The 22,158-nt window shown below is 64.3% G+C and carries 24 protein-coding genes; 4 read left to right on the forward strand and 20 right to left on the reverse strand.

The features are described from left to right. Nucleotides 1–81: 81 nt before the first annotated feature. From leuB to ispH, 18 genes are all read right to left on the reverse strand, one after another. Nucleotides 82–1,200 (reverse strand): 3-isopropylmalate dehydrogenase, encoded by a 1,119-nt coding sequence (leuB, locus tag F1542_RS06915; protein ID WP_193732390.1) that lies wholly within the window; start codon nucleotides 1,198–1,200, stop codon nucleotides 82–84. Nucleotides 1,201–1,259: 59 nt separating this feature from the next. Further along, the gene (leuD, locus tag F1542_RS06920; RefSeq protein ID WP_193732391.1) at nucleotides 1,260–1,883 is read right to left on the reverse strand and encodes a 3-isopropylmalate dehydratase small subunit; all 624 of its coding nucleotides are present in this window, start codon (nucleotides 1,881–1,883) and stop codon (nucleotides 1,260–1,262) included. Between the two features lie 2 nt (nucleotides 1,884–1,885). Beyond that, nucleotides 1,886–3,289, reverse strand: coding sequence for a 3-isopropylmalate dehydratase large subunit (gene leuC / locus F1542_RS06925; protein ID WP_193732392.1), 1,404 nt, complete (start codon nucleotides 3,287–3,289; stop codon nucleotides 1,886–1,888). Between the two features lie 140 nt (nucleotides 3,290–3,429). Next, nucleotides 3,430–3,825 (reverse strand): 50S ribosomal protein L19, encoded by a 396-nt coding sequence (rplS, locus tag F1542_RS06930; protein WP_193732393.1) that lies wholly within the window; start codon nucleotides 3,823–3,825, stop codon nucleotides 3,430–3,432. A 31-nt stretch (nucleotides 3,826–3,856) separates the two neighbouring features. After that, a complete protein-coding gene (gene trmD, locus F1542_RS06935; protein ID WP_193732394.1) occupies nucleotides 3,857–4,603 on the reverse strand; it encodes a tRNA (guanosine(37)-N1)-methyltransferase TrmD in 747 nt (248 codons plus the stop codon). After that, nucleotides 4,600–5,151: a ribosome maturation factor RimM gene (rimM, locus tag F1542_RS06940; RefSeq protein ID WP_193732395.1), complete on the reverse strand. Its 552-nt coding sequence runs from the start codon at nucleotides 5,149–5,151 to the stop codon at nucleotides 4,600–4,602. The genes trmD and rimM overlap by 4 nt, the downstream gene beginning before the upstream one ends. Nucleotides 5,152–5,196: 45 nt before the next feature. Beyond that, a complete protein-coding gene (rpsP, locus tag F1542_RS06945; protein WP_193732396.1) occupies nucleotides 5,197–5,541 on the reverse strand; it encodes a 30S ribosomal protein S16 in 345 nt (114 codons plus the stop codon). A 57-nt stretch (nucleotides 5,542–5,598) separates the two neighbouring features. Beyond that, nucleotides 5,599–6,993 carry a signal recognition particle protein gene (ffh, locus tag F1542_RS06950; RefSeq protein ID WP_048855706.1) on the reverse strand — a complete coding sequence of 465 codons (1,395 nt, stop codon included), beginning with the start codon at nucleotides 6,991–6,993 and terminating at the stop codon, nucleotides 5,599–5,601. 189 nt (nucleotides 6,994–7,182) lie between these two features. After that, nucleotides 7,183–7,692, reverse strand: a complete 510-nt coding sequence (locus tag F1542_RS06955; protein WP_193732397.1) for a Spy/CpxP family protein refolding chaperone — start codon at nucleotides 7,690–7,692, stop codon at nucleotides 7,183–7,185. A gap of 143 nt (nucleotides 7,693–7,835) precedes the next feature. Continuing rightward, nucleotides 7,836–8,621, reverse strand: a complete 786-nt coding sequence (gene pstB / locus F1542_RS06960) for a phosphate ABC transporter ATP-binding protein PstB (protein WP_193732398.1) — start codon at nucleotides 8,619–8,621, stop codon at nucleotides 7,836–7,838. Then, nucleotides 8,618–9,526, reverse strand: a complete 909-nt coding sequence (gene pstA / locus F1542_RS06965; protein ID WP_193732399.1) for a phosphate ABC transporter permease PstA — start codon at nucleotides 9,524–9,526, stop codon at nucleotides 8,618–8,620. The genes pstB and pstA overlap by 4 nt, the downstream gene beginning before the upstream one ends. Then, the gene (gene pstC / locus F1542_RS06970) at nucleotides 9,527–10,489 is read right to left on the reverse strand and encodes a phosphate ABC transporter permease subunit PstC (protein WP_193732400.1); all 963 of its coding nucleotides are present in this window, start codon (nucleotides 10,487–10,489) and stop codon (nucleotides 9,527–9,529) included. It abuts the gene before it with no gap. Between the two features lie 179 nt (nucleotides 10,490–10,668). Then, entirely contained in the window at nucleotides 10,669–11,574 is a 906-nt protein-coding gene (locus F1542_RS06975) for a nucleoside hydrolase (protein ID WP_193732401.1), read from the reverse strand. 60 nt (nucleotides 11,575–11,634) lie between these two features. Beyond that, nucleotides 11,635–12,414, reverse strand: a complete 780-nt coding sequence (locus F1542_RS06980) for an ABC transporter permease (protein WP_193732402.1) — start codon at nucleotides 12,412–12,414, stop codon at nucleotides 11,635–11,637. Continuing rightward, entirely contained in the window at nucleotides 12,411–13,136 is a 726-nt protein-coding gene (locus F1542_RS06985; RefSeq protein ID WP_193732403.1) for an ABC transporter ATP-binding protein, read from the reverse strand. Before F1542_RS06985 ends, F1542_RS06980 begins: the two co-directional genes overlap by 4 nt. Further along, nucleotides 13,133–13,633, reverse strand: a complete 501-nt coding sequence (gene rnhA / locus F1542_RS06990) for a ribonuclease HI (protein ID WP_193732404.1) — start codon at nucleotides 13,631–13,633, stop codon at nucleotides 13,133–13,135. The genes F1542_RS06985 and rnhA overlap by 4 nt, the downstream gene beginning before the upstream one ends. Continuing rightward, complete coding sequence (locus tag F1542_RS06995; RefSeq protein WP_193732405.1) at nucleotides 13,633–14,601, reverse strand: homoserine kinase; 969 nt, start codon at nucleotides 14,599–14,601, stop codon at nucleotides 13,633–13,635. The genes rnhA and F1542_RS06995 overlap by 1 nt, the downstream gene beginning before the upstream one ends. 13 nt (nucleotides 14,602–14,614) lie before the next feature. Beyond that, nucleotides 14,615–15,604: a 4-hydroxy-3-methylbut-2-enyl diphosphate reductase gene (gene ispH / locus F1542_RS07000; protein WP_085949323.1), complete on the reverse strand. Its 990-nt coding sequence runs from the start codon at nucleotides 15,602–15,604 to the stop codon at nucleotides 14,615–14,617. A gap of 263 nt (nucleotides 15,605–15,867) precedes the next feature. On the opposite strand from ispH, the gene F1542_RS07005 reads away from it, so the two are divergent. From F1542_RS07005 to F1542_RS07020, 4 genes are read left to right on the forward strand one after another with little or no spacing between them, the layout of a single operon-like run. After that, nucleotides 15,868–16,446 (forward strand): hypothetical protein, encoded by a 579-nt coding sequence (locus F1542_RS07005; RefSeq protein ID WP_193732406.1) that lies wholly within the window; start codon nucleotides 15,868–15,870, stop codon nucleotides 16,444–16,446. A 9-nt stretch (nucleotides 16,447–16,455) separates the two neighbouring features. After that, nucleotides 16,456–18,393 (forward strand): OPT family oligopeptide transporter, encoded by a 1,938-nt coding sequence (locus F1542_RS07010; protein WP_193732407.1) that lies wholly within the window; start codon nucleotides 16,456–16,458, stop codon nucleotides 18,391–18,393. 57 nt (nucleotides 18,394–18,450) lie between these two features. After that, nucleotides 18,451–20,124, forward strand: coding sequence for a M3 family oligoendopeptidase (locus F1542_RS07015; protein WP_193732408.1), 1,674 nt, complete (start codon nucleotides 18,451–18,453; stop codon nucleotides 20,122–20,124). 47 nt (nucleotides 20,125–20,171) lie between these two features. Beyond that, nucleotides 20,172–20,468, forward strand: coding sequence for a hypothetical protein (locus F1542_RS07020; RefSeq protein ID WP_193732409.1), 297 nt, complete (start codon nucleotides 20,172–20,174; stop codon nucleotides 20,466–20,468). On the opposite strand, the gene F1542_RS07025 is transcribed toward F1542_RS07020, so the two are convergent. Together F1542_RS07025 and F1542_RS07030 are read right to left on the reverse strand one after the other, a co-directional pair. After that, nucleotides 20,463–21,413, reverse strand: a complete 951-nt coding sequence (locus F1542_RS07025) for an SAM-dependent methyltransferase (protein WP_193732410.1) — start codon at nucleotides 21,411–21,413, stop codon at nucleotides 20,463–20,465. The two genes, F1542_RS07020 and F1542_RS07025, sit on opposite strands and share 6 nt — an antisense overlap. Then, on the reverse strand, nucleotides 21,410–21,787 hold the full coding sequence (locus F1542_RS07030; RefSeq protein WP_193732411.1) for a DUF423 domain-containing protein: 378 nt from the start codon (nucleotides 21,785–21,787) through the stop codon (nucleotides 21,410–21,412). Before F1542_RS07030 ends, F1542_RS07025 begins: the two co-directional genes overlap by 4 nt. Nucleotides 21,788–22,158 lie beyond the last annotated feature (371 nt).

Below are 22,158 nucleotides of genomic sequence, written 5' to 3' on the forward strand. Positions count from 1 at the left end.
TACAACGCCCCCGGAATAAAAAACGGGCCAGCATGATGACCATGCCAGCCCGTTTCACATTGAAGCCATAACCCGGACGACTCAGGCCCCCTGGTTCAGCCGGTCCAGTTCGGCCACCACGGCCTCACCCATTCCTGCCGTATTCACTTCCGTCCTGCCCGCACTCATGATGTCCGGCGTGCGCAGGCCGCGATCCAGCACGTTGGACACTGCCTGTTCAATCATCGCTGCATCTTCCTGCATATCAAAGGAATACCGCAGCAGCATGGCGAATGACAGGATCTGCGCCAACGGGTTGGCCTTGCCCTGCCCCGCGATGTCCGGCGCGCTGCCATGGATCGGTTCATACAGCGCAGGCGTACGGCCATCCTCCCCCTTTGCCCCCAGTGTTGCCGAAGGCAGCATGCCAAGGCTGCCGGTCAGCATGGAGGCAAGGTCGGACAGCAGGTCACCAAACAGGTTACCTGTCACGATCACATCAAACTGGCGCGGGTTGCGCACCATCTGCATGGCGCAATTATCGGCCAGCATGTGGCTCAGTTCCACGTCCTTGTATTCGCGGTCATGCAGGGCGGTCACGACCTCTTTCCACAGCAGGCCGCTTTCCATCACGTTGCATTTCTCGACCGAGCACACACGGTTGTCGCGCTTGCGCGCCAGGTCGAAGGCAACACGGGCCACGCGTTCGATTTCCGCCGTGGTATAGACTTCGGTGTTGATGCCACGACGTGACCCGTCGGGCAGCGTCTCGATCCCGCGCGGCGTGCCGAAATAGATCCCGCCCACCGTCTCGCGCACGATCATGATGTCCAGGCCACGGATGACATTGGGCTTGAGCGTGCTGGCATCCACCAGCGAATCGAACACCTTGGCCGGACGCAGGTTGGCGAACAGGCCCAGTTCCTGACGTAGCTTCAGGATCGCGATTTCGGGCCTGCGGTCAAACCCGGCCGATGCCCATTTCGGATCCCCCACCGAACCGAACAGCACCGCATCCGCCGCCCGCGCCGCGTCAATCACCTGCTGCGTGATCGGCTGGCCATGCACCGCCAGCGACGCGCCGCCCACCAGATCCTCGCTGATATCGAACCGGATGCCGCGCACCTGCGCCATCCAGTCCATGATGCGCTGTGCTTCCCGCATGATTTCGGGGCCAATGCCATCGCCAGGCAGGATCAGAAGCTTCTTGGGTGCGGACATGACGTCTCCCATCCGGATAATCGGTTTATGAACAGTTTGCCAGGATACGGCGCGTGCCTTCAGTCAAGGACGATATGCGGAATCCACGGCTGCGCCTGTGCGCGACGCTCCTCAAAGGTCGTGATCGCCTTTTCATGCTGCAGCGTCTGGCCAATGTCATCCAGGCCTTCCAGCAGCAGCTGCTTGCGCAGCGGATCAACGTCAAAGGGTACTTCCTTACCATCGGGCCGGATAATGACCTGTCGCGCCAGATCAACCGTAAGGCGGGAATTCGCACCCTGACGGGCGTCATCCATCAGCTGCGTGCAGACCTCACGCGGCAGCGCGATGGGCAGGATGCCGTTCTTGAAGCAGTTGTTGTTGAAGATATCGGCGAATGACGGCGCGATCACGCAGCGGATGCCAAAATCCAGCAACGCCCACGGTGCATGTTCCCGCGACGACCCGCAGCCAAGGTTGTCATAGGTAATCAGGATCTCGGCCTTGCGGTACGGTTCCTGATTCAGCACGAAATCGGGATTTTCCGATCCATCGGGCCGGTAGCGCATTCCGTCAAACGCATGCACGCCAAGACCCGAACGCTTGGTGGTCTTGAGGAACCGCGCCGGGATGATCTTGTCGGTATCGATGTTTTCTTCCGGCAGGGCGGCGGCGATGGCCGTGAGGACGGTGAATTTATCCATTGTCAGATCAGCTCCCGCACATCAGTCAGGGTTCCGGTCACGGCGGCGGCAGCAGCCATGGCGGGGGACAGCAGGTGCGTACGACCGCCGGGGCCCTGCCTGCCCTCGAAATTACGATTGGATGTTGAGGCACAGCGCTGTCCAGGTGTCAGGCGGTCGGGATTCATGCCAAGACACATGGAACACCCGGCCTCACGCCACTCAAACCCGGCTTCCAGGAAGACCTTGTCCAGCCCTTCCTCTTCCGCCTGCGCTTTCACGATGCCTGATCCGGGCACGATCATCGCCCGCACGCCGGGGGCGACCCTGCGGCCTGCCGCAATGCTGGCTGCGGCCCGCAGGTCCTCGATCCGGCTGTTGGTGCATGACCCGATAAATACGACATCAACCGGCGTGCCTGCGATTTTCTGCCCGGCTTCCAGCCCCATGTAGTCCAGCATGCGCTGCATCTGCCTGCGCCGCGACGGGTCCGGTTCAGCCGCAGGGTCCGGCACGTTGCCGGTTACGGGAATGACGGTTTCGGGGCTGGTGCCCCATGTCAGCACGGGCGTGATGTCTTCCGCGCGCAGTTCCACCACGCGGTCGTAATGCGCGCCTTCGTCGGATGCCAGCGTCTTCCAGTAGGCGACGGCTTCGTCAAACGCCTCGCCCTTCGGCGCGAAGGGACGGCCGCGCACGTATTCAAACGTGGTCTCGTCCGGGGCCACCAGCCCTGCACGCGCACCGGCCTCGATCGACATGTTGCAGAGCGTCATGCGGCCTGCCATGTCGAGTTCACGGATGGCGGATCCCGCGAATTCGATCACGTGCCCCGTGCCGCCCGCCGTGCCGATATGGCCGATGATCGCCAGCATGATGTCCTTGGCGGTAACACCGGGACCGACCTGCCCCTCGACCACGACCTTCATGTTCTTCGCGGGCTTCTGCAGGATGGTCTGGGTCGCCATCACGTGCTCGACCTCGGACGTGCCGATACCGAACGCCAGCGCACCCAGCGCACCGTGGGTGGAGGTATGGCTGTCGCCGCATACGATGGTCATGCCCGGCAGGGAAATCCCCTGCTCCGGTCCCACCACGTGCACGATACCCTGGCGCGCGGACAGCAGCGGGAAATACGGCACGCCGAATTCCCTGACGTTGCGTTCCAGCGTCTCGATCTGGTTGCGGCTGTCCGCTTCCTCGATCGGCAGGGTGCGGTCGGATGTGGGCACGTTATGGTCCACCACCGCGATCGTGGCATCGGGGTGACGCAGGCGGCGGCCGCTCAGGCGCAGCCCCTCGAACGCCTGCGGGCTTGTGACCTCATGCACAAGGTGCCGGTCGATGTAGAGGATGGCCGTACTGTCCGGAAGGGTTTCGACCACATGGCTGTCCCATATCTTGTCGAACAATGTGCGCGGGGCCATCTTGATATTCCTCTCCCGGACGGAAACAGGCCGCCATCACATGCAGGAGACGCACGCAACAGGCAGCCACAGAAACTTGCATAAAAAACGGTTCGCCCGTTTCCACCATGACAGTGGGAAACGGGCGAAGGGTCGGCATATTACTCGGCTGTGGCGGTGGCTGCGGGGGCCGCAACCTCACGCTTGCGCTCGGCAATACGGGCGGACTTGCCGCGACGGCCACGCAGGTAATACAGCTTCGCGCGACGGACCACACCACGACGGACAACCGTGATGTCCGCGATGGTGGGGGAATACAGCGGGAACACACGTTCCACGCCTTCACCGTTGGAAATCTTGCGCACGGTGAAGTTGCTGTTCAGGCCCTTGTTGGAGCGGGCGATCACAACGCCTTCGTAGTTCTGCACGCGCTTGCGGGTGCCTTCGACCACTTCCACACCGACGCGCACGGTGTCGCCCGGTGCGAATTCCGGCACGGCGCGCTTGGCGGTCAGGCGGGCGATCTCTTCCGCCTCGTACTTCTGGATGATGTTCATGATCCGGTCCTCGTTCGATAGGATTTCATGTTCAGTTCAGCCGGTCCGCATCGGCACGGGGGCCTGCGGTCCGGGAAATGTCTTGACCCGTGCCCGCCTGGTAGGCGGCCCACAGGTCCGGCCGACGCGCCTGCGTCACCGTCTCGGATGCCGCGCGTCGCCATCTGGCGATCGCGGCATGATGACCGGACAGCAGGACTTCGGGCACGTCGCGCCCGTCCCATTGTGCCGGCTTGGTATAAAGCGGATATTCAAGCAGACCGTCGGAAAAGCTTTCCTCGACCGCACTTTCGCCCGATCCCATTACGCCCGGCAGCAGCCGCACGCAGGCATCCAGCAGCACGGTCGCCGCCACTTCCCCGCCCGACAGGACATAATCCCCTATCGAGACCTGTTCAGCACCCGAGGCTTCGAGCACGCGCTCATCCACCCCTTCGTACCGCCCACACAGCACCACGACACCCGGACCCGCCGCATACCGGCGGATATCCGCCTGTATCAGCCGCCGTCCGCGCGGCGTGGGATAGACCAGCGGTCGCCCCGCCAGGTCAATATCGGCAATGGCCGCCGCCACGACATCGGGGCGCATGACCATGCCCGCCCCGCCGCCAAACGGCGTGTCATCCACAACCCGGTGCCGCCCCAGACCGTATTCGCGCATGTCACGCGCATCCACGGACCAGATGCCCCGTTCCAGTGCCCGCCCGGCCAGTGAATGGCCCAGCGTGCCGGGAAACATGTCGGGAAACAGCGTCAGCGCCGTTGCCTGCCACGTCATGGCTCGCCTGCCTTCCCGGCCGTGCCGGGAAAACATTCGACAGGCACCTCGATCTCATCAGGCTGGCAGATGGCGACCCATCCCGCGCCGACATTCACCACCGGCACGCAGGCCTCGGTGAATGGCAGCAGGATGTTCCCACCCGCGCCGTCAATTTCAAGGCTGGTGCCCGCGCCATAGTCATGGACTGCGGCAACACGGCCAACCACGCGATCCGTGCCCTGTTCGCGCGCTTCCAGCCCGACCAGATCGGCGAAATAGTATTCGTCCTCATCAGGTTCGGGCAGGCTGGCGCGGGGCACGTACAGCTTGCGGTTGACCATCTGCTGGGCAGCTTCGCGGCTGTCGATGGCATTGCCCGCCGCATCATGCAGCCGGGCCACGCCATTGCCATGCCATGACAGCCGCCACGGACGGCCAAGGTCATCGACCAGCCCGGCATAGGTGGCCAGATCTTCCGCCACGGCGGTATAGCTGTGCACATGCACAAGCCCCCGCACGCCATGCGGACGACCCACCACACCCATCAGGACATGATCGTGGTTCATGGGATGACTGCCTGCCTTTCCTGCCTGTCTATCGCGCCAGCAGTCTTACGCTGCGGCTGCTTCAGCAGCGGCGGCGGCACGTTCCTGCGCACGCTTCTTGGGCGCGGACTTCTTCGGCTGCTCGTTCCAGGTCGGCTTCGGCGCCAGGCCTGCGTTGCCAAGGAAGCGGGCCACGCGGTCGGTCGGCTGCGCGCCGTTGGACAGCCAGTGGGTGATGCGCTCGGCAACCAGACGCACGCGGTCGGCGTGGTCGGACGGCAGCATCGGGTTGTAGGAACCAACGCGCTCGATGAAGCGGCCATCACGCGGGGAGCGGCTGTCAGCCACAACGATGTGGTAGTAGGGACGCTTCTTCGCACCGGCGCGGGCGAGACGGATCTTGAGGCTCATTTAAGACTTCTCCAGACAGAAAAAAGACAAAAGAAAAACGGAAACGACGTTATGCGATCAGCCGAAAGGCGGACGCCCGCCGCCACCGGGGGGGCGTCCCCCATTGGGCATGAGGGCGGACAGGCCCTGACGCATCAGGCCCTTCACCCCCAGTTTGCTGAACCGCTTCATCATGGAGGCCATCGCGTCATACTGCTTGAGCAGACGGTTGATCTCCTGCACGGTCGTGCCTGACCCGGCGGCAATGCGCTTCTTGCGTGACGCCTTGATGATGGAGGGCGTGCGCCGCTCCTTGCGGGTCATGGATGAAATGATGGCCTGGTGGCGCTTGAGGACGGAGGTATCAAGCTCCTTGTCCCCCAGCGCATCCTTCAGCTTGCCCATGCCGGGCAGCATGCCGAGGATACCGGAAATGGAACCCATCTTGTTGATCTGGCGGATCTGCGCCGCGTAGTCGTCAAGATCGAACTTGCCCTGCATCATCTTGAGGGCAAGCTTCTCGCTTTCCTCATGATCCAGGGTATCGGCGGCCTTTTCCACCAGGCCCGCGATATCGCCCAGGCCAAGGATACGGCCTGCGACACGCTCGGGGTGGAATTCCTCCAGCGCGTCCAGCTTTTCGCCCGAACCGGTCAGCTTGATCGGGGCACCGGTAATGGCGCGCATGGACAGGGCAGCGCCACCACGGGCGTCACCATCCATACGGGTCATGACAACACCGGTCACACCCACGGCCTCGTTAAAGGCCTTGGCGGTGTTGACCGCGTCCTGCCCGGTCATGGCATCGACCACCAGCAGGGTTTCGGCGGGATCGGTCTCGGCGCGGATCGCGCGGACCTCATCCATCAGGGCTTCGTCGATCGACAGGCGGCCGGCGGTGTCGAGGATGACGATGTCATACCCCTCGCGCCGCCCCGTATCCATCGCCCGCTGCGCGATCTGCACCGGGGTCTGCCCCGCGATGATCGGAAGCGACGCCACGCCCGCGCGTTCAGCCAGCTGCGCCAGCTGCAGCTGGGCGGCGGGGCGCTGGGTATCAAGGCTGGCCAGCAGCACCTTCTTGCGCTCACGCTGCGCCAGGCGCCGCGCGATCTTGCCCGACGTGGTGGTCTTGCCCGATCCCTGAAGGCCAACCATCAGGATGGGCACCGGCGGGGCGGCGTTCAGGTTCAGCGGAACGGCGCCCGCACCACCCAGCGCGTCGATCAGCGCGTCATTGACGATCTTGGCGACGGCCTGGCCGGGGGAAATGCTGTCCAGCACCTCATGCCCCACGGCGCGTTCACGGACCTTGTTGACGAAATCCTTGACGACAGGCAGCGCCACGTCGGCGTCCAGCATGGCCAGACGCACTTCGCGCATGGCTTCCGTAACATCGGCTTCCGACAATGCCCCGCGCTTGGCGAGGCCATCGAACACACCGGAAAGCTTGCCTGACAGGGTTTCGAACAAAGTATTTCCCCAAAAGAGGACGCGCCACTGCGCGAACCCTCGCGAAGTGACGTGCCTGATTGTTGGCCGGATGTATCCCCTGCCCCCCGCCATGTCAAGCATTACGGGACCGCGCATAAAAAAACGGCTGCCCGACCATGCCGGGCAGCCGCCTTAGACCCTCAGCCCGCAACAGGCGGGCGGACGATCTTACTTCTTGGCATCTTCGGGTGCCGGGGGTGCGGTCAGGGCGCGCAGCTGCTCATGCAGGCTGGCAACCTTGTCCTGCGTCTCACGGATCTGGTTCAGCTGGTCCGTGGTCAGGATATCGTGGATGCGGATCGCGGTCTGCAGGCGGGCTGCCTCATGCAGCTGGTGGATCTGGGCGATCTGCTGCTGCAGGCCAACGATCTGGGATTCATCAACCTTGCCCGGCGTGGCCAGCAGGTCCTGGATCTGCTGGTGGAGCTTGTGTTCCTTATCCATGTCGGCACGGAAATCGGGATGGCTGTCCTGCAGGATGGCCTTCAGTTTCTTATGCTGTGCGGATGTCAGCTGCACATTCCCAAGGAACGGCATGCCGAACCCGCCGGGGCCACCCGGACCACCACAGCCGCCCGGCGGCGGGGGCGGTGCGTGGTGCGCGGCAACGGCCTGACCGGAGAAACCTGCAGCCATGCTGCCAACGATCGTGGCGGCCAGAATCATTTTCTTCATCATGGGAATTAAGTCTACTCCTGTTATAACGTATTTTCTACCCTGCATGGCTCAGGCCCGTCATGCAAGGCCTGTAAGCGTAACGCTACAACACCCCATGTGTTCAGTGTGTGCAAACCTTGCTACAAAATGTAAGGTATGCGGACCTAACCGAAACGGCCCGTGATGTAGTCCTGCGTGCGGTTTTCGCGCGGCGCGGTGAACATGCGGTCGGCGCTGTCCACTTCCACCACCTCCCCCATATAGAAAAAAGCCACCTGGTCGGCACAGCGCGCGGCCTGCTGCAGGTTGTGGGTCACGATGGCGATGGTGAAATCGGTTTTCAGTTCATCCAGCAGTTCCTCGATCCGGGCAGTGGACACGGGATCAAGCGCACTGGTCGGTTCATCCAGCAGCACCACTTCGGGCCGGGTGGCGATGGTGCGCGCGATGCACAGGCGCTGCTGCTGGCCGCCCGACAGCGCCGATGCCGAATCGTGCAGCCTGTCGCGCACCTCCGGCCACAGGGCGACGCGCCTGAGCACATCCTCCACCCGGGCATCCATGGCCGCGCGGTCAAGGCGTTCATGCAGACGCACGCCAAAGGCGATGTTGTCATAGATCGACATGGGGAATGGCGTGGGCTTCTGGAACACCATGCCCACGCGTGCGCGCAGCACGTTCAGGTTCACCTTCGGGCCAAGGATGTTGCAGCCATCAAAAATCACCTCCCCCGTGGCACGCTGCCCGGGATAGAGGTCGTACATGCGGTTGAGCACGCGCAGCAGCGTGGACTTGCCACACCCTGACGGGCCGATCATGCCCGTCACCTGCCCCTGCGGGAAATCGATCGAGATATTCTTCAGCGCGTGGTTCGCACCGTAATAGAAATCAAGGTTACGCACCGAAATCGCGGCTGGCACCGGCTGTTTTTCCGCCACTGTCATATTCATTTCCTGTTACGTCCCAGCCCCAGCCGCACGGTTATGTTGATCATGAGGATACCCGCCGTAATCAGCAGCGCCCCGGTCCATGCCAGCGCGGTCCAGTCCTCGTACGCCGCGCCGGCATACTGGTAGATGGTAACCGGCAGGCTGGCCATGGGGGCGGCAGGAGATACCGACCAGTTCATGTTCCCAAGCGAGGTGAACAGCAGGGGCGCCGTCTCACCCGATACGCGGGCCAGGGCCAGCAGGATGCCCGTCGCCACCCCGTCGCGCGCGGCGCGCAGGCAGACAAACAGGATGACCCGCCACCGTGGCGCGCCCAGCGCGATCGCCGCCTCACGCATGGACAGCGGCACAAGGCGCAACATGTCTTCGGTCGTGCGCACCACGACCGGCACCACCAGCATGGACAGCGCCAGCGCCCCCGCAATCCCGGAAAAATGCCCCGTCGGCACCACCACGATCATGTAGATGAACAGCCCCACCAGAATGGATGGCGCGGACAGCAGCAGGTCGGATATGAACCGGACCATGTTGATGAACCGCCCGTCGGTGGCCGTGAATTCCGCAAGGTAGATCCCCACCAGCAGCCCCACCGGCGCCCCGATCAGCACGGCCAGACCGGTCTGGATCAGGCTGCCGGCAATGGCGTTGGCCAGACCGCCCCCCTGTCCCGGCGGCAGGGTCACATGCACGAAGGTAATCCAGCGCAGGCCGCCCACCCCGTTGCGCACCAGCACGAACAGGATTGAAAACAGCATGAGCAGCACAAGGACCGTGGCGGCCCAGCACAGCCCCGTCGCCACCCGGTCCACCATGCGCCTGCGCATGTCGGACAGGCCGTTGCCCTGCCACCGCCCGGATGCGCAGGGCGCGGTGGCGGCCTGCGTCACGTTATCCCGGCCCGCCATTTATCGGCCTGCCGCCCTGGTGCGCAGCAACAGCCGCGAACAGACCAGTGTTCCGAGTGAAATCAGCATGAGCAGGAAGCCCGCGGCCATAAGGGATGAAAATTTCAGGCTGCCCATCGCGCTTTCGGGAAATTCCAGCGCGATCAGCGATGCAATGGTGTTACCGGGGGAAAACAGCGACCAGCCGATATGGTTGGCATTGCCGATGACGAACGTGATCGCCATCGTCTCCCCCAGCGCGCGGCCAAGCCCCAGCATGATCCCGCCGACCACGGATGTGCGTGACCACGGCAGGATGATGCGGCGCACCACCTCCCACCGTGTCATGCCCAGCCCATAGGCGCTTTCCTTCAGCACGGCGGGCATGGACAGGAACACGTCACGCATTACGGCGGATATGAACGGCGTGATCATGACCGCCAGGATCATGCCCCCCGTCAGGAAACCGGTGCCATAGGGCGCACCACGGAACAGCGGGCCGATGCCGGGCACGCGCCCCAGCGTATGGCCGGCAAACGGTTCCACATAATGCGCCATGAACGGCACCAGCACCGCAAAGCCCCACATGCCGAAGATGATGGACGGCACCGCCGCCAGAAGCTGGATGAGCGTGCCGATGACCCCCGCAATGCGCGCAGACGCGATTTCGGTCAGCCACACCGCGATGCCAAAGGCCAGCGGCACTGCCAGCGCAATGGCCAGCAGGGCCGTGACCAGCGTGCCGAACACGGGGGCGGCAGCGCCAAAATGCTGGGTTACGGGATTCCAGGCCTTGTCGATGATAAAGGCCGGGCCAAAGGTCGCGAACGCGCCGCGCGCACCCCACGCCATGACAGCCACCATGCCGCCAAGCCCCAGCAGGATCAGGACAGCGGCGCAACGCACGATGGTGGCGAATACGGCATCACCGTTTCCCCTTGCCACCCCCGTCAGGGCCGAAGGGGATGTTGCAGACCGATCCATACAGAAGACCTCCGCGCCGCCACACGCTTCACTGTTCTCGACATTCGCGCCCGCGGACGCACCGGAATGCGGGGACCAATACTGGACGGAACGGCGGTTCTGCAACCGTCATGATCGCCCGTGGCACAAGTTTGCACCAGATCGTTGTATTTTTGTGCAATTCCGATGGCCCGGACCGGTTATTTACGCGCGCTCAGCAGCAGGTCGCGCAGCACGCCACGCACGGCCTCGACCGACATGCGTTCCAGCACCAGTGCGTTGGGCTGCACGCCCGGCGGCCCCATGCGGCGCGCGACGGTCATGCCACGGGTAAATTCGCCACGGCATTCCACATCGACATGCGCCAGGTGGCCGCTGAAAAGACCGGGGCCAAGCAGCGCCAGCAGCGGGGCCGCCGCCCGCAGCGAAACATCCACCCCGCTGCCACGCGCGCCACCGTTCCGCGCGGCCACCAGTTCGGCATGCACCCTGCCCGCGACGGAAGCCGGGGCACCACCCATCGGCTCAAGCTGTTCCATCCACACCGCATCCGCCAGCAGCCGCACAGTGCAGTCCAGCGGCACCAGGGTCACCGGCACGCCCGCCGCCAGCACCACGGCCGCGGCTTCCGGGTCAGCTGCGATATTGCGTTCGGCCACGCTGGTGGCATCGCCATGCACGAAAAACGCGCCGCCATTCACAATCACCCCATGCAGGTGCGACGCCATATCGGGGGCCTGCACCAGGGCCAGCGCCAGCGTGGTCAGCGGGCCGGAGCAGCATATGCTGACACTATCCGCCGGGCACGCACGCACCGCCTGCACCAGATGCAGCGCACCCAGCCCGTCCTGCCCCGCAGGCAGGTCATGACCCACGCCACCGGCCTGCACCATCGGGCCGGGACAGCCCGTGCATACGGTGACATCGTCCAGCCCGTACTGATGCAGCAGGTCACGCGCATGGGCCTGCGCCACCTCCACCTCGGCAGCCCTGCCGCTGAACAGCACCAGCACCGGGCGCACATGGTCAGGCACCTGCAGCGCCGCCAGCAGGGTCGCCATGCCCTGCGCGCCGGGTGTCAGGTCAAGAATGATGGGGCGTGTCATTGGGCATCCATCCTGCATTGGGTTGCACGGTTATCGGTGGTGGTGACGTGTTACAACAGTTCAGTCAACATCAGCATGCCGGGGCAGCCAGTACAGCGCGCGCACCAGCGCCCGGTCCACGCCCCACCACAGCAGCACGGTCATGGCCGCCAGCACCGCAAGGGCGGCAAACATGAGGTCGGTCTGAAATCGGGTATTGGCCGTCTGCATGAGAAACCCGAGGCCGGACGACGCCCCGACCCATTCCCCCACAACGGCCCCGATCGGGGCGATGGCCGTGGCCATGCGCACGCCCGAGGCAAAGGACGGCAGGGCCGCGGGCAGACGCACATGCACCAACACCCGCCACCGCGTGGCCCCCATGGTGCGGGCAAGGTCCATCCAACCCGGCTCGGTCTGGCGCAGGCCGTCGCCAAGCGCCGATGTAACGGGAAAGAAAATGACCAGCACCGCCATGACCACCTTGGACGCCATGCCGAATCCGAACCACAGCACCAGCAGCGGCGCCAGCGCGAAAACCGGCACCGCCTGACTGAGCAGCACCATGGGCATGACCCACCGCCGCAGCGGCGCGCAGACCGCCATGCCGATGGCCAGCGCACTGCCTGCCCCGATTCCCAGCACAAGGCCCATAACCGTTTCTTCCAGCGTGGTCAGGGCGGCGGGAGCAAGCTGCGCGCGCTGCATCCACAGCGCACGCGCCACCGCATCCGGACCGGGCAGCATATAGGGCGGCACGTGCCCCCATCGTGCCAGCGCGCCCCACACGGCCACCAGACCGGCCAGCGTGACAAGCGGGCGCAGCAGGCGCATACCCCGTGCCGTGGCCGTACCGGTCATTGCATCATCCGCCGCAGCAGCGCGGACTGCGCCGCCAGCACGCCCGCATCATCCACCGCGCGCGGCACGGCTCCCGCCGGGACATCAATCGCGTCCAGCCGTGCGGGATGCCCGGACATGAGCAGCATGCGATCCGCCAGACGGCAGGCTTCCAGCGGGTCATGGGTAATCAGCACCACGGTCCGGCCCGCCAGCATCCGCCCGGCCAGATCCTGCATGCGTGCCCGTGTCACGCTGTCCAGTGCGGAGAAAGGTTCATCCATCAGCACGACCGGACGGTCTTCATACAATACCCGCGCCAGTGCTACGCGCTGCCGCATGCCACCCGACAGCGTGGCTGGCAGGGCCGCCGCATGCGCTGACAGCCCGACACAGTCCAGCAGGTGCCCTGCCCTGTCCCGGTCCGGCCGTTCGCCACGCAGGCGCGCGCCCAGCATCACGTTGTCCGTGGCACGCGCCCAGGGCAGCAGCAGGTCCTGCTGCCCCATCCACGCAACCCGTCCGGCAAGGGGTTGCCCGTCCGCCGCAACGATACGTCCATAATCAGGGGCGACCAGCCCGCCCAGCATGCGCAGCAGCGATGTCTTGCCAACACCGCTGGCCCCCAGCAGCACGGTGATGATCCCGGCCCCGATACACAGGTCCAGATTTCGGAAAAGCGGTGCGGCCCCGAAGTCCAGCCCCACCCCTTCCAGATGGATGGCAGGGGGCGCGTGCATCATTTTCCACGCTTGGGATAGGGAATGCCCAGCGCATCCCGCGCGGCGGTGGCCATCTGGTCGACGCGTTCGTTGTTCACGTCGCCGGAATGACCACGGACCCATTTCCACTCGATCTCGTGCTTCGCACTGACATCCAGCAGCCGCCGCCACAGATCCATGTTCGCCACCGGGTCACCGGATGCATTGCGCCATTTGCGCCGCACCCAGCCCGTGCTCCACCGCGTGATGCCATTGCGCACATATTCGCTGTCGGTATGCAGCACGACGCGGCAGGGACGCTTCAGCGCCTCCAGCGCCTCGGCGGCGGCGGTCAGTTCCATGCGGTTGTTGGTGGTTTCCGCCTCGCCCCCCGACAGTTCGCGTTCCTGCCCGCGATAACACAGCAATGCGCCCCAGCCACCCGGGCCGGGATTGGGCTTGCACCCGCCATCGGTCCAGATTTCCACCATGTCGGTGGCGGGGGGGGCGTTTTCGACGGGGGCCATGTCCTCGTCCATCACAGGAAACCTTCATCCATGCGGGACGCGAAGAATTCCATGCGCCTCAGATAATCCAGCGGATCCTTGCGCGTCACCAGCGCATCCGGCGGCGTATTGATCCAGTCATACAGGCGGGTCAGCGTGAAACGGATGGCGGCGCCCGTGGCAAGGGTGGCAAGGGCCGCGTCCTCCGCATCCTCCAGCGGGCGGACTTGGCGGTAGGCTTCCACCATGGCGCGCGCACGGGTTGGCACGAAACAGGCCATGTCATCAAAGCACCATGCATTGATGGTAATGGCCAGATCGTAGGCGTACCAGTCGGTGCAGGCGAAATAGAAGTCGATGATGCCCGACAGTTTTCCATCACGGAAAAAGACATTGTCGGGAAACAGGTCGGCATGGATCTGCCCGCGCGGCAGGGACGGGTTGTTACCCGTGCCGGGCCATGCGGGCAGCACGCGCGCCAGCGTATCGCCAATCGCGCGCACCAGATTGGGGCCGACTTCACCCCCCCCTGCCCGGCAGGCCTGCAGCAGGTCGGCCCATGCCCGCGGCCCCATGGAATTGGGGCGTTCGGCCACGTATCCTTCGCCCAGCAGGTGCAGCCGCGCCAGCGCTTCGCCCACCTGCGCGCACATGTCCACATCCACCTGCCGCGACCAGCCGCCGGGCAGGAAGGTGGTGATGGCGGCGGGGCGGCCGGACAGCGTGCGCAGCGTGCGCCCCTGCCGGTCGGCCACCGGCAGCGGGCACGACAGGCCATGCTGCGCCAGATACTGCATAAGCCCCAGGAACCATGGCAGTTCATCCGGGTTCACCCGACGTTCGTACAACGTCAGGATGAAGGTGGCCTGTGTGGTCTTCAGCAGGAAGTTGCTGTTTTCCACACCTTCCGCAATGCCGTGGCAGGCGACGGGCCTGCCGATGTCATAGCCTTCCAGAAACGCAGCCAGCGCATCTTCCGGCACTTCGGTATAGACTGCCATGTGGGAATACGGTTCAGCCCAGTGGCGCCGGCAGGCGGAAGGCCACGTTTTCTTCCTTGACGGTGATTTCCTCGATCTCAAGCGTGAAACGCTTGGCCAGGGCCGCCACCATTTCCTGAACCAGCGATTCCGGCGCGGACGCGCCCGCCGTGATCCCCAGTGTCGCGACGCCATCCAGCGCCGACCAGTCCAGCGCGTTCAGGCGCGGCACCAGCAGCGCGCGCGGCGCGCCCGAACGTTCGGCCACTTCACGCAGACGCTGCGAGTTGGACGAATTGGGCGAACCGATCACGATCACCAGGTCACAGCCGGGTGCGATCGCCTTGACCGCTTCCTGCCGGTTGGTGGTGGCGTAGCAGATGTCCTCACGTCGCGGCCCTTCGATCAGGGGGAAGCGATCACGCAGGATATCCACGATTTCCGCCGTATCATCGACCGACAGCGTGGTCTGGGTAATGAAGGCCAGGCGCGAGGGATCGGCCGGCTGGACCGTGCGTGCTTCCTCGGCATCGTTGATCAGGGTGACGGCGCCGGCGGGCAGCTGGCCCATCGTGCCGACCACTTCGGGATGACCCGCATGGCCGATCATCAGGATATGGCGGCTTTCGGGGCCACCATCGGCAAAGTGACGCTCGGCCTCGCGGTGGACCTTGGACACCAGCGGGCACGTCGCATCCAGGTACAGCAGGTTGCGGCGCATGGCCTCGGCCGGGACGGTCTTGGGCACGCCGTGGGCAGAAAACACCACCTGTCCGTCGGCGGGGACTTCATCGAGTTCCTCGACAAAGATCGCGCCCTGGGCTTCCAGCGCCTCGACCACGGTGCGGTTATGGACGATCTCGTGGCGGACATAGACCGGCGCGCCATAGCGGCGGATCGCCTCTTCCACCACGCGGATGGCGCGATCGACGCCGGCGCAGAAACCGCGCGGGCCTGCCAGCAGTACTTTCAGGACACGGGGCGGGGCCTCGGTGGGGGCGGTATTATCGGGCGTATGAATCATCTGGTCGGGCATGGTGTTCCCCAAACATCCGGCGGGCGGTATAGGATACGGGCCGCGATCTGCTACAGTTCCGGCGCCGGTCTCCCGTGCGATGGTCCCGGCCCTACGCAAACCGCGGCAATGGCGCAAGCCATTTTCCCGCTGATCCTAACGTAATGTGCCATGTCTGTCCTCCCCCGTCGCCCTGCCGGCATTGCGCTGCACCCCGGCCACCCCCCGCGGGGCGGGCCTCTGTCCACACCTGACCTACCCGGAATACCCGCATGATTCCTGCCCTTGTGCCATCACGCCTGTCACGAAACGCCCTGACAATCTGCATGCTGGGGGCCGTGTCCCTGCTGGCCGGCTGTTCCAGCGAATCCGATTCGATCGATTTCGCCCCGGCCTGTCCCGTGGTGGAAATCCCCGGTGAGGCCGCCGATTACTACCAGTATTCCGGCAACGACCATGACGTGACCCACCTGGTCGCGCGCGCCAGCCTGACCCGCGTGGTCGGATCGTGCGAGGCGGGGCAGAAGCGCACCGTCATGACCAACATGAAAATCGGGCTGCATGTGGAACGCGGCCCGGCATCGAACGTGAATTTCGTCAACGTCCCGTATTTCGTCGCCGTGGTGTTCAATGGCGAGATCAAGAGCAAGAAGGAATTCGTCGCCCACGTGTCGTTTGACAACGGGCGCATGCAGGACCTGACCCATACGCGCAACATTCCCATCACACTGCCGGTGTCGCGCCATATCCACAGCGACCAGTACCATATCGAGATCGGCTTCCAGCTGACCAAGGCGCAGCTTGACTTCAACCGCGCGCATCTTGTCATGCCGACCTTCCACAAGATGTAAGGGGCCGCCTTGGCCAACCATTCCCAGACATCCGAACTGACATGGCGCGGCATCGTGATCGGTGCGCTGATCACCGTCGTCTTTACCGCGTCCAATGTCTATCTGGGGCTGCGGGTCGGGATGACCATCGCCACCTCCATTCCCGCCGCTGTCATTTCCATGGCGGTGCTGCGGATCCTGGGCGGGGGCACGATCCTTGAAAACAACCTGGTCCAGACACAGGCCTCCGCCGCGGGCACCCTGTCATGCGTGTTCGCCAGCCTGCCTGCGCTGGTCATGGCCGGGACGTGGCAGCATTTCCCCTTCGTGCTGACGGCACTGCTGACGGCGGCGGGCGGCATGACGGGGGTGCTGTTCACCATCCCGCTGCGCCGCGTCATGCTGGCGGACCCGGTCCTGCCCTTTCCCGAAGGGGTGGCGGCGGCCGAGATCCTGCGCGCAGGTGCGGCAAGGGAAGACCAGGGCGGCATCCGCGCCCTGATGCACGGTGGCGTGCTGGCGGCGGTCATGACCTTCGCCACCGCAGGCCTGCGCGTGCTGGGTGATGGCATGACGGGGACCGCCATCTGGGGTGTGTCAGCCTTTCGCCTGTCACTAGGGTTTTCACCCGCCCTGCTGGGGGCGGGTTACCTGGTCGGGCTGGAAGGCGGCATCGCGATGATGACGGGGGCGCTGCTGACATGGGAAATCATCGTACCCGTCATGGCGCATGTCCAGCCCAACCCGGCAGGCCTGCCCGCGGGTGCGTTCGCCACCAGCCTGTGGAAGGACAAGGCCCGGTTCATTGGCGTGGGACTGATCGGGATTGCCGCGATATGGACGGTGCTGCGCATGGGGCGGCCGCTGCTGGCCAGCGTGCGCACCCTGCTGGAACGCAAGCAGGGCGACACGCGTACCGACCGCACCGAAACCGACCTCTCGCCCCGCGCCATGCGCGCCGTCGCCAGCATCGTACTGGTGACAATCGGGGGACTGTTTTTCGTATTCGCGCATCTTTACGTGCCCACCCTGTCCGCATTCGTGGCCGCTGTCGCGGGGCTTGCGTGCTGTGCGGGTGTCGGACTGTTCGTGGCGGCGGCATGTGGGTACATGGCGGGGCTGGTGGGATCATCGTCATCCCCCATTTCCGGTGTCATCATCCTGGCGGCCATGTGCCTGTCGTGCATATTTGTCATGCTGCGCGCGCTGGGGCTGTTCGCGGGGGTGGACGGGCAGCATTTCGCCATTGGCTTCTGCCTGTATGTCCTGACCGCCATCACGGCATCAGCCGCGATCGCCAATGACAACCTGCAGGACCTGAAAACCGGCAGGCTGGTGGGGGCCACGCCATGGAAGCAGGAAGCCGTCCTGCTGATTGGCTGCCTGACCGGGGCGATCATCATTCCGCCGGTGCTGAACGTATTGTACCAGACCTATGGTTTCGTGGGGGCGATGCCGCGCGCGGGCATGGACACGGCCCATGCGCTGGCTGCCCCGCAGCCCGCGCTGCTGCTGCTGATCACATCAGGCATTTTCCTGCATCAGCTTGACTGGAACATGCTGCTGCTGGGCGTGGGAACTGGATGCCTGCTGATCGGGATCGATGCCGGGTTGCGCCGCACAGGGCGGGGCGCGCTGCCACCGCTGGCGGTGGGGGTTGGCATCTACCTGCCCATGAGCGTTTCCGTGACCCTGGCCATCGGTGCGATCCTGGGCCATGTCATCACGCGCCTGAACGCAGGGACAGGCAGCCATCAGGGCACCATGATCGCATCGGGCCTGATTGTGGGGGAAAGCCTGACGGGGGTGGTGCTGGCCAGCCTGTCCGCGCTGAGCGGGCGCGACAGCCCGCTTTCGCTGCTGCCCACGGGCATGGATGCGACCCTGACCAACTGGGCGGGGCTTGGCGCGTTCTGCGCGCTGTGCGCATGGTTCTGCGCCATGCAACTGCGACAGGACCGGCGGTAGGCACGCCAGATAATCGGGCATGGACGCAGGCAAGGTTTCCATGGCACCCTGCCCCGCATGTTGCGCCATTTTGACAGCCTTGATTTCCCACGCCCCACGCGCGACGCGCTCGGGCTGCGTTTTGGTCAGGTCTCGACCCTGCTGGACCAGGGCAACGTACCGGATGCCGCCCGCCTGTTTGATACGATCCGTCGCGATTACGAAAGCTGGTCCGCGCTGGTTGACCTGCGCTTCGCACAGGATACCACCAGCCCCGTCGCCCGCGCCGAACGTGATTATGCCGATGCCCTGACGCCGCATGTCACGGCGCATGAAGTCGCGCTGAAGCGCAGGCTGCTGGAATATCCCGACCCCACGGCGGTGGCGCAGGTGGTTACACCCCATACGCTGGAACTGTGGCAGACCGACATCACTACCTTTGACCCCCGCATTGCCGATGCGCTGGAGGAAGAAGCCCGGCTGAGTGGCGAATACACCACCCTGCTGGCCAGTGCGCGGGTGGAAATTGACGGTAACCACGTCAACCTGTCGGGCCTTGCCCCCTATGCCGAAAGCACGGACCGTGCCACGCGCCACGAGGCGGAACGGGTCAGATGGGCATTTTTCGAACAGAACGCCACACGGCTCGATACCCTGTTTGACCAGATGGTCCACCTGCGTCACGGCATGGCGGAAACGCTGGGCTATGACAGCTATATCCCGCTGGCGTACCGCCGCATGCGCCGGGTGGATTATGGCCCGGCAGACGTCGCGCGCTTTCGCGATGAGGTGCATGAACACGTCGTGCCGCTGGTCCATGACATCCTGCAAAAGCGGTGCGGGACGATGGGATGGGACATCCTGTATTCATGGGATGAACCGCTGATCGACCCGAAGGGCAACCCGCGCCCGGCGGGCGACCACGATCTACTGCTGGCACGCGCGCAGACCATGTTTGACCGCATGGGCGGCGATCTGGGCGGTTTTTTCGGGCAGATGCGCGATGGCGGCTATCTGGACCTGGTCAACCGGCCCGGAAAGGCGGGGGGTGGTTTCTGCACATCCTTCCCCACGGTGGGCATGCCGTTCATATTCGCCAATTTCAACGGCACGCAGCACGACATCAATGTGTTCACCCACGAAATGGGCCATGCCTACCAGAACTGGAAAAGCCGCAGCCTGCCCGCCGTTGACCTGCTGTGGCCGACCATGGACGGGGCCGAAATCAATTCCATGGCGCTGGAATTCCTGACATGGCCGCATATCGACCTGATGGTGGAAGCGGGACAGGGCGAGCGCTTCCGGCAGATGCACCTGATTTCCTCCCTGTCGTTCCTGCCCTATGGGGTCTGCGTCGATCACTTCCAGACCGAGATCTATGCCAACCCGGGCATGACACCGGTACAACGCCACGCCACATGGAAGCGGCTGGAACAGCGCTACCTGCCATGGCGCAACTATGGCGGCCTGTCGCACCCGGCCATGGGGGGACGGTGGCAGGCGCAGGGGCATATCTACCGTTCGCCCTTCTATTACATTGATTACGCGCTGGCGCTGTGCTGCGCGATGCAGTTCTGGATCCGCAGCCGTACGGACATGGACGGCGCATTGCAGGCCTATGTCGCGCTGTGTGCACAGGGTGGGGCGCAACCCTTTACCCGGCTGGTCCGTTCTGCAGGACTGAAGTCGCCCTTCCAGCCGGGCACGCTGGCCGACGTGGTCCGCACGGCGCGCGATATCCTGAACGCCTGATCACCAACGCAGGCATCATCCGCCCTTCATCACACCAAGGGGAAGTCATGTCTTCCACCCCGCCCCTCACCATTACCCGGACCGTGTGCAAGACGCTGGCGGTGCTTGTGCTGACGGGGCTGTTCATGCTCAGCCTGCGCTTCAGCGCCGTCGTGGCAGGCATGGTGGACCGTATTGCCGGAACCGGCATGTGGCTGGCGCTGTACCGTCTGGCCGGAGCGAATGACGCGACCGAGCAGGAACGGCTGATCGTCATGGCGGTCGCCCTTGTGTGCTGCCTGCTGGCGATTGCGGTGGTGGAAGTGGCGGACAGGCTGATCAGCCGTCGCCGCGCGTCATCATGACGGGTCACGCTGCCAGAAAAAGGTCAGTTCATGCTTGTTGTGCCACAGGTGCAGCACCCGGCCACCGGGAATGGCGGCGAACGCATCCGCCGTGTCATGATCGGTTTCACCCTGAAACTTGATGGTCATGACAATGCGCGCGGCGCGACCCGACGCAATCCAACGCCGCGCCAGCGCCAGCAGGCGGGCGGGATAGGCGATGATGTCGGAAAACAGCCAGTCCACGGGATCACAGCTTTCCGGGTCCAGCCCGAACGCGCTTTCATACCGGCACGTCACGTTGGGCAGGCCCGCCACGTTTTCAGCAAGGGGTGAGCGGTCGATGGCGGTGACATGCGCCCCGCAACTGGCGGCGACCCATGTCCAGCCACCGGGACAGGCCCCAAGGTCAATGCAGGTTTCCCCCGCCACCGGCCATTGCCCCAGACGCAGCAGGGCCTCCCACAGCTTGAGATAGGCGCGCGAAGGCGGGTCGGTACGGTTTTCGACAAACGGGACCTCGCCATTCACGAAAGGCGAGGACTTGGTACGCGACAGCAGCAGCCGGTCGGCCGAAAGCAGCGTCCATGCCCCCAGATGCGCATCCGGCCCGACGGCGGGAAAGGTAAAGGGTTTTGGCCGCAACGGTGGCAGCGCATCGGTTACCAGCGCACTACGCCGGTGCAGCGTTGGCGCATATCCCGCCCAGTTGCGCTGGATCGCCCGCATGATCCGTGCCGCCCCCTTGATGGACGGGACCGCGTGTTCTTCCGGTGCATCCCATACGTCCAGCGCCCATAGACAGGCCACCGGCGGCAGGGCGGATAGAGCCAGACGCCCGTGCCAGCACAGGTCACCTGCCCCCCGGCGGGCCAGTTCCTGTTCCATGACGGCTTCAAACCCCGGTGGCGCCAGATACGCGCTACGCACCGGCCAGGGCGGCTGCGTGCTATCTGTTGCATTCATGAACGCATGACCCCGACAGCCAGAATCAGCCACGCAAGCATGAGCATGCTGCCCCCCGTGGGCGCAACCGGACCGGGATGAATGCCCCAGAACGCGGTCAGCGCCACGCCCACACTGAACAGGACGGTGCCCACCGCCATAAGGCAGCCGGACACGGAAACCAGCACCCTGCACCCCTGCTGGATCATCAGGACCGAAATGCCGATAATGGCCAGCGCGTGCCACATCTGCATCTGTATGGCCTGACGGGCCATGTCCCGTCCCCCATCGGCAAAGAAACGGTCAGGCAGATGAGCGGCCAGTGCGCCCCCCATGACACCGGAAAACGCGGCCAGCGCCGCAAAACACAACAGGAACCTGACAACAGTAGGCATTCGGGGTATCCGCAAAACAGGGTGACAGCCCGCATCGGGCGCGGGCGGGCACACCCTACTCCGCGCATGGGTCAATCGTATAGGTCACGCGGGCGGGAAGCTGTCGTGCCAGATGTCGGTATCATGAAATTCCATCCATGCCCATGGCTGGTCCCCACCGGTACGGTCAGGTCCGGACATTGCGATGAACCTGAATTCGTTACTGCAGAAAGCGAAAATGCGACTCTCAACGCAACGCATCCGTAAAATCCATGCAAATTTCACAAACAAATGCAGCAATATATTTACATATAAATTTATTACTATTTATAACTTATATTGTTTTTATTATTATACATAAATCATCATATATTTTTCCTTATATTCTATAT

Origin of the sequence: Komagataeibacter sp. FXV3 (assembly GCF_015155755.1) — a bacterium.
Classification (GTDB): Bacteria; Pseudomonadota; Alphaproteobacteria; order Acetobacterales; family Acetobacteraceae; genus Komagataeibacter.

What these genes read in the sequence shown, in the direction of transcription:
- leuB (WP_193732390.1), bottom strand. Translation starts at nt 1,200, where the DNA reads ATGTCCGCACCCAAGAAGCTTCTGATCCTGCCTGGCGATGGCATTGGC.
- leuD (WP_193732391.1), bottom strand. Translation starts at nt 1,883, where the DNA reads ATGGATAAATTCACCGTCCTCACGGCCATCGCCGCCGCCCTGCCGGAA.
- leuC (WP_193732392.1), bottom strand. Translation starts at nt 3,289, where the DNA reads ATGGCCCCGCGCACATTGTTCGACAAGATATGGGACAGCCATGTGGTC.
- rplS (WP_193732393.1), bottom strand. Translation starts at nt 3,825, where the DNA reads ATGAACATCATCCAGAAGTACGAGGCGGAAGAGATCGCCCGCCTGACC.
- trmD (WP_193732394.1), bottom strand. Translation starts at nt 4,603, where the DNA reads ATGACGTGGCAGGCAACGGCGCTGACGCTGTTTCCCGACATGTTTCCC.
- rimM (WP_193732395.1), bottom strand. Translation starts at nt 5,151, where the DNA reads ATGAACCACGATCATGTCCTGATGGGTGTGGTGGGTCGTCCGCATGGC.
- rpsP (WP_193732396.1), bottom strand. Translation starts at nt 5,541, where the DNA reads ATGAGCCTCAAGATCCGTCTCGCCCGCGCCGGTGCGAAGAAGCGTCCC.
- F1542_RS06955 (WP_193732397.1), bottom strand. Translation starts at nt 7,692, where the DNA reads ATGATGAAGAAAATGATTCTGGCCGCCACGATCGTTGGCAGCATGGCT.
- pstB (WP_193732398.1), bottom strand. Translation starts at nt 8,621, where the DNA reads ATGAATATGACAGTGGCGGAAAAACAGCCGGTGCCAGCCGCGATTTCG.
- pstA (WP_193732399.1), bottom strand. Translation starts at nt 9,526, where the DNA reads ATGGCGGGCCGGGATAACGTGACGCAGGCCGCCACCGCGCCCTGCGCA.
- pstC (WP_193732400.1), bottom strand. Translation starts at nt 10,489, where the DNA reads ATGGATCGGTCTGCAACATCCCCTTCGGCCCTGACGGGGGTGGCAAGG.
- F1542_RS06975 (WP_193732401.1), bottom strand. Translation starts at nt 11,574, where the DNA reads ATGACACGCCCCATCATTCTTGACCTGACACCCGGCGCGCAGGGCATG.
- F1542_RS06980 (WP_193732402.1), bottom strand. Translation starts at nt 12,414, where the DNA reads ATGACCGGTACGGCCACGGCACGGGGTATGCGCCTGCTGCGCCCGCTT.
- F1542_RS06985 (WP_193732403.1), bottom strand. Translation starts at nt 13,136, where the DNA reads ATGATGCACGCGCCCCCTGCCATCCATCTGGAAGGGGTGGGGCTGGAC.
- rnhA (WP_193732404.1), bottom strand. Translation starts at nt 13,633, where the DNA reads ATGGACGAGGACATGGCCCCCGTCGAAAACGCCCCCCCCGCCACCGAC.
- F1542_RS06995 (WP_193732405.1), bottom strand. Translation starts at nt 14,601, where the DNA reads ATGGCAGTCTATACCGAAGTGCCGGAAGATGCGCTGGCTGCGTTTCTG.
- ispH (WP_085949323.1), bottom strand. Translation starts at nt 15,604, where the DNA reads ATGATTCATACGCCCGATAATACCGCCCCCACCGAGGCCCCGCCCCGT.
- F1542_RS07005 (WP_193732406.1), top strand. Translation starts at nt 15,868, where the DNA reads ATGATTCCTGCCCTTGTGCCATCACGCCTGTCACGAAACGCCCTGACA.
- F1542_RS07015 (WP_193732408.1), top strand. Translation starts at nt 18,451, where the DNA reads ATGTTGCGCCATTTTGACAGCCTTGATTTCCCACGCCCCACGCGCGAC.
- F1542_RS07020 (WP_193732409.1), top strand. Translation starts at nt 20,172, where the DNA reads ATGTCTTCCACCCCGCCCCTCACCATTACCCGGACCGTGTGCAAGACG.
- F1542_RS07025 (WP_193732410.1), bottom strand. Translation starts at nt 21,413, where the DNA reads ATGAATGCAACAGATAGCACGCAGCCGCCCTGGCCGGTGCGTAGCGCG.
- F1542_RS07030 (WP_193732411.1), bottom strand. Translation starts at nt 21,787, where the DNA reads ATGCCTACTGTTGTCAGGTTCCTGTTGTGTTTTGCGGCGCTGGCCGCG.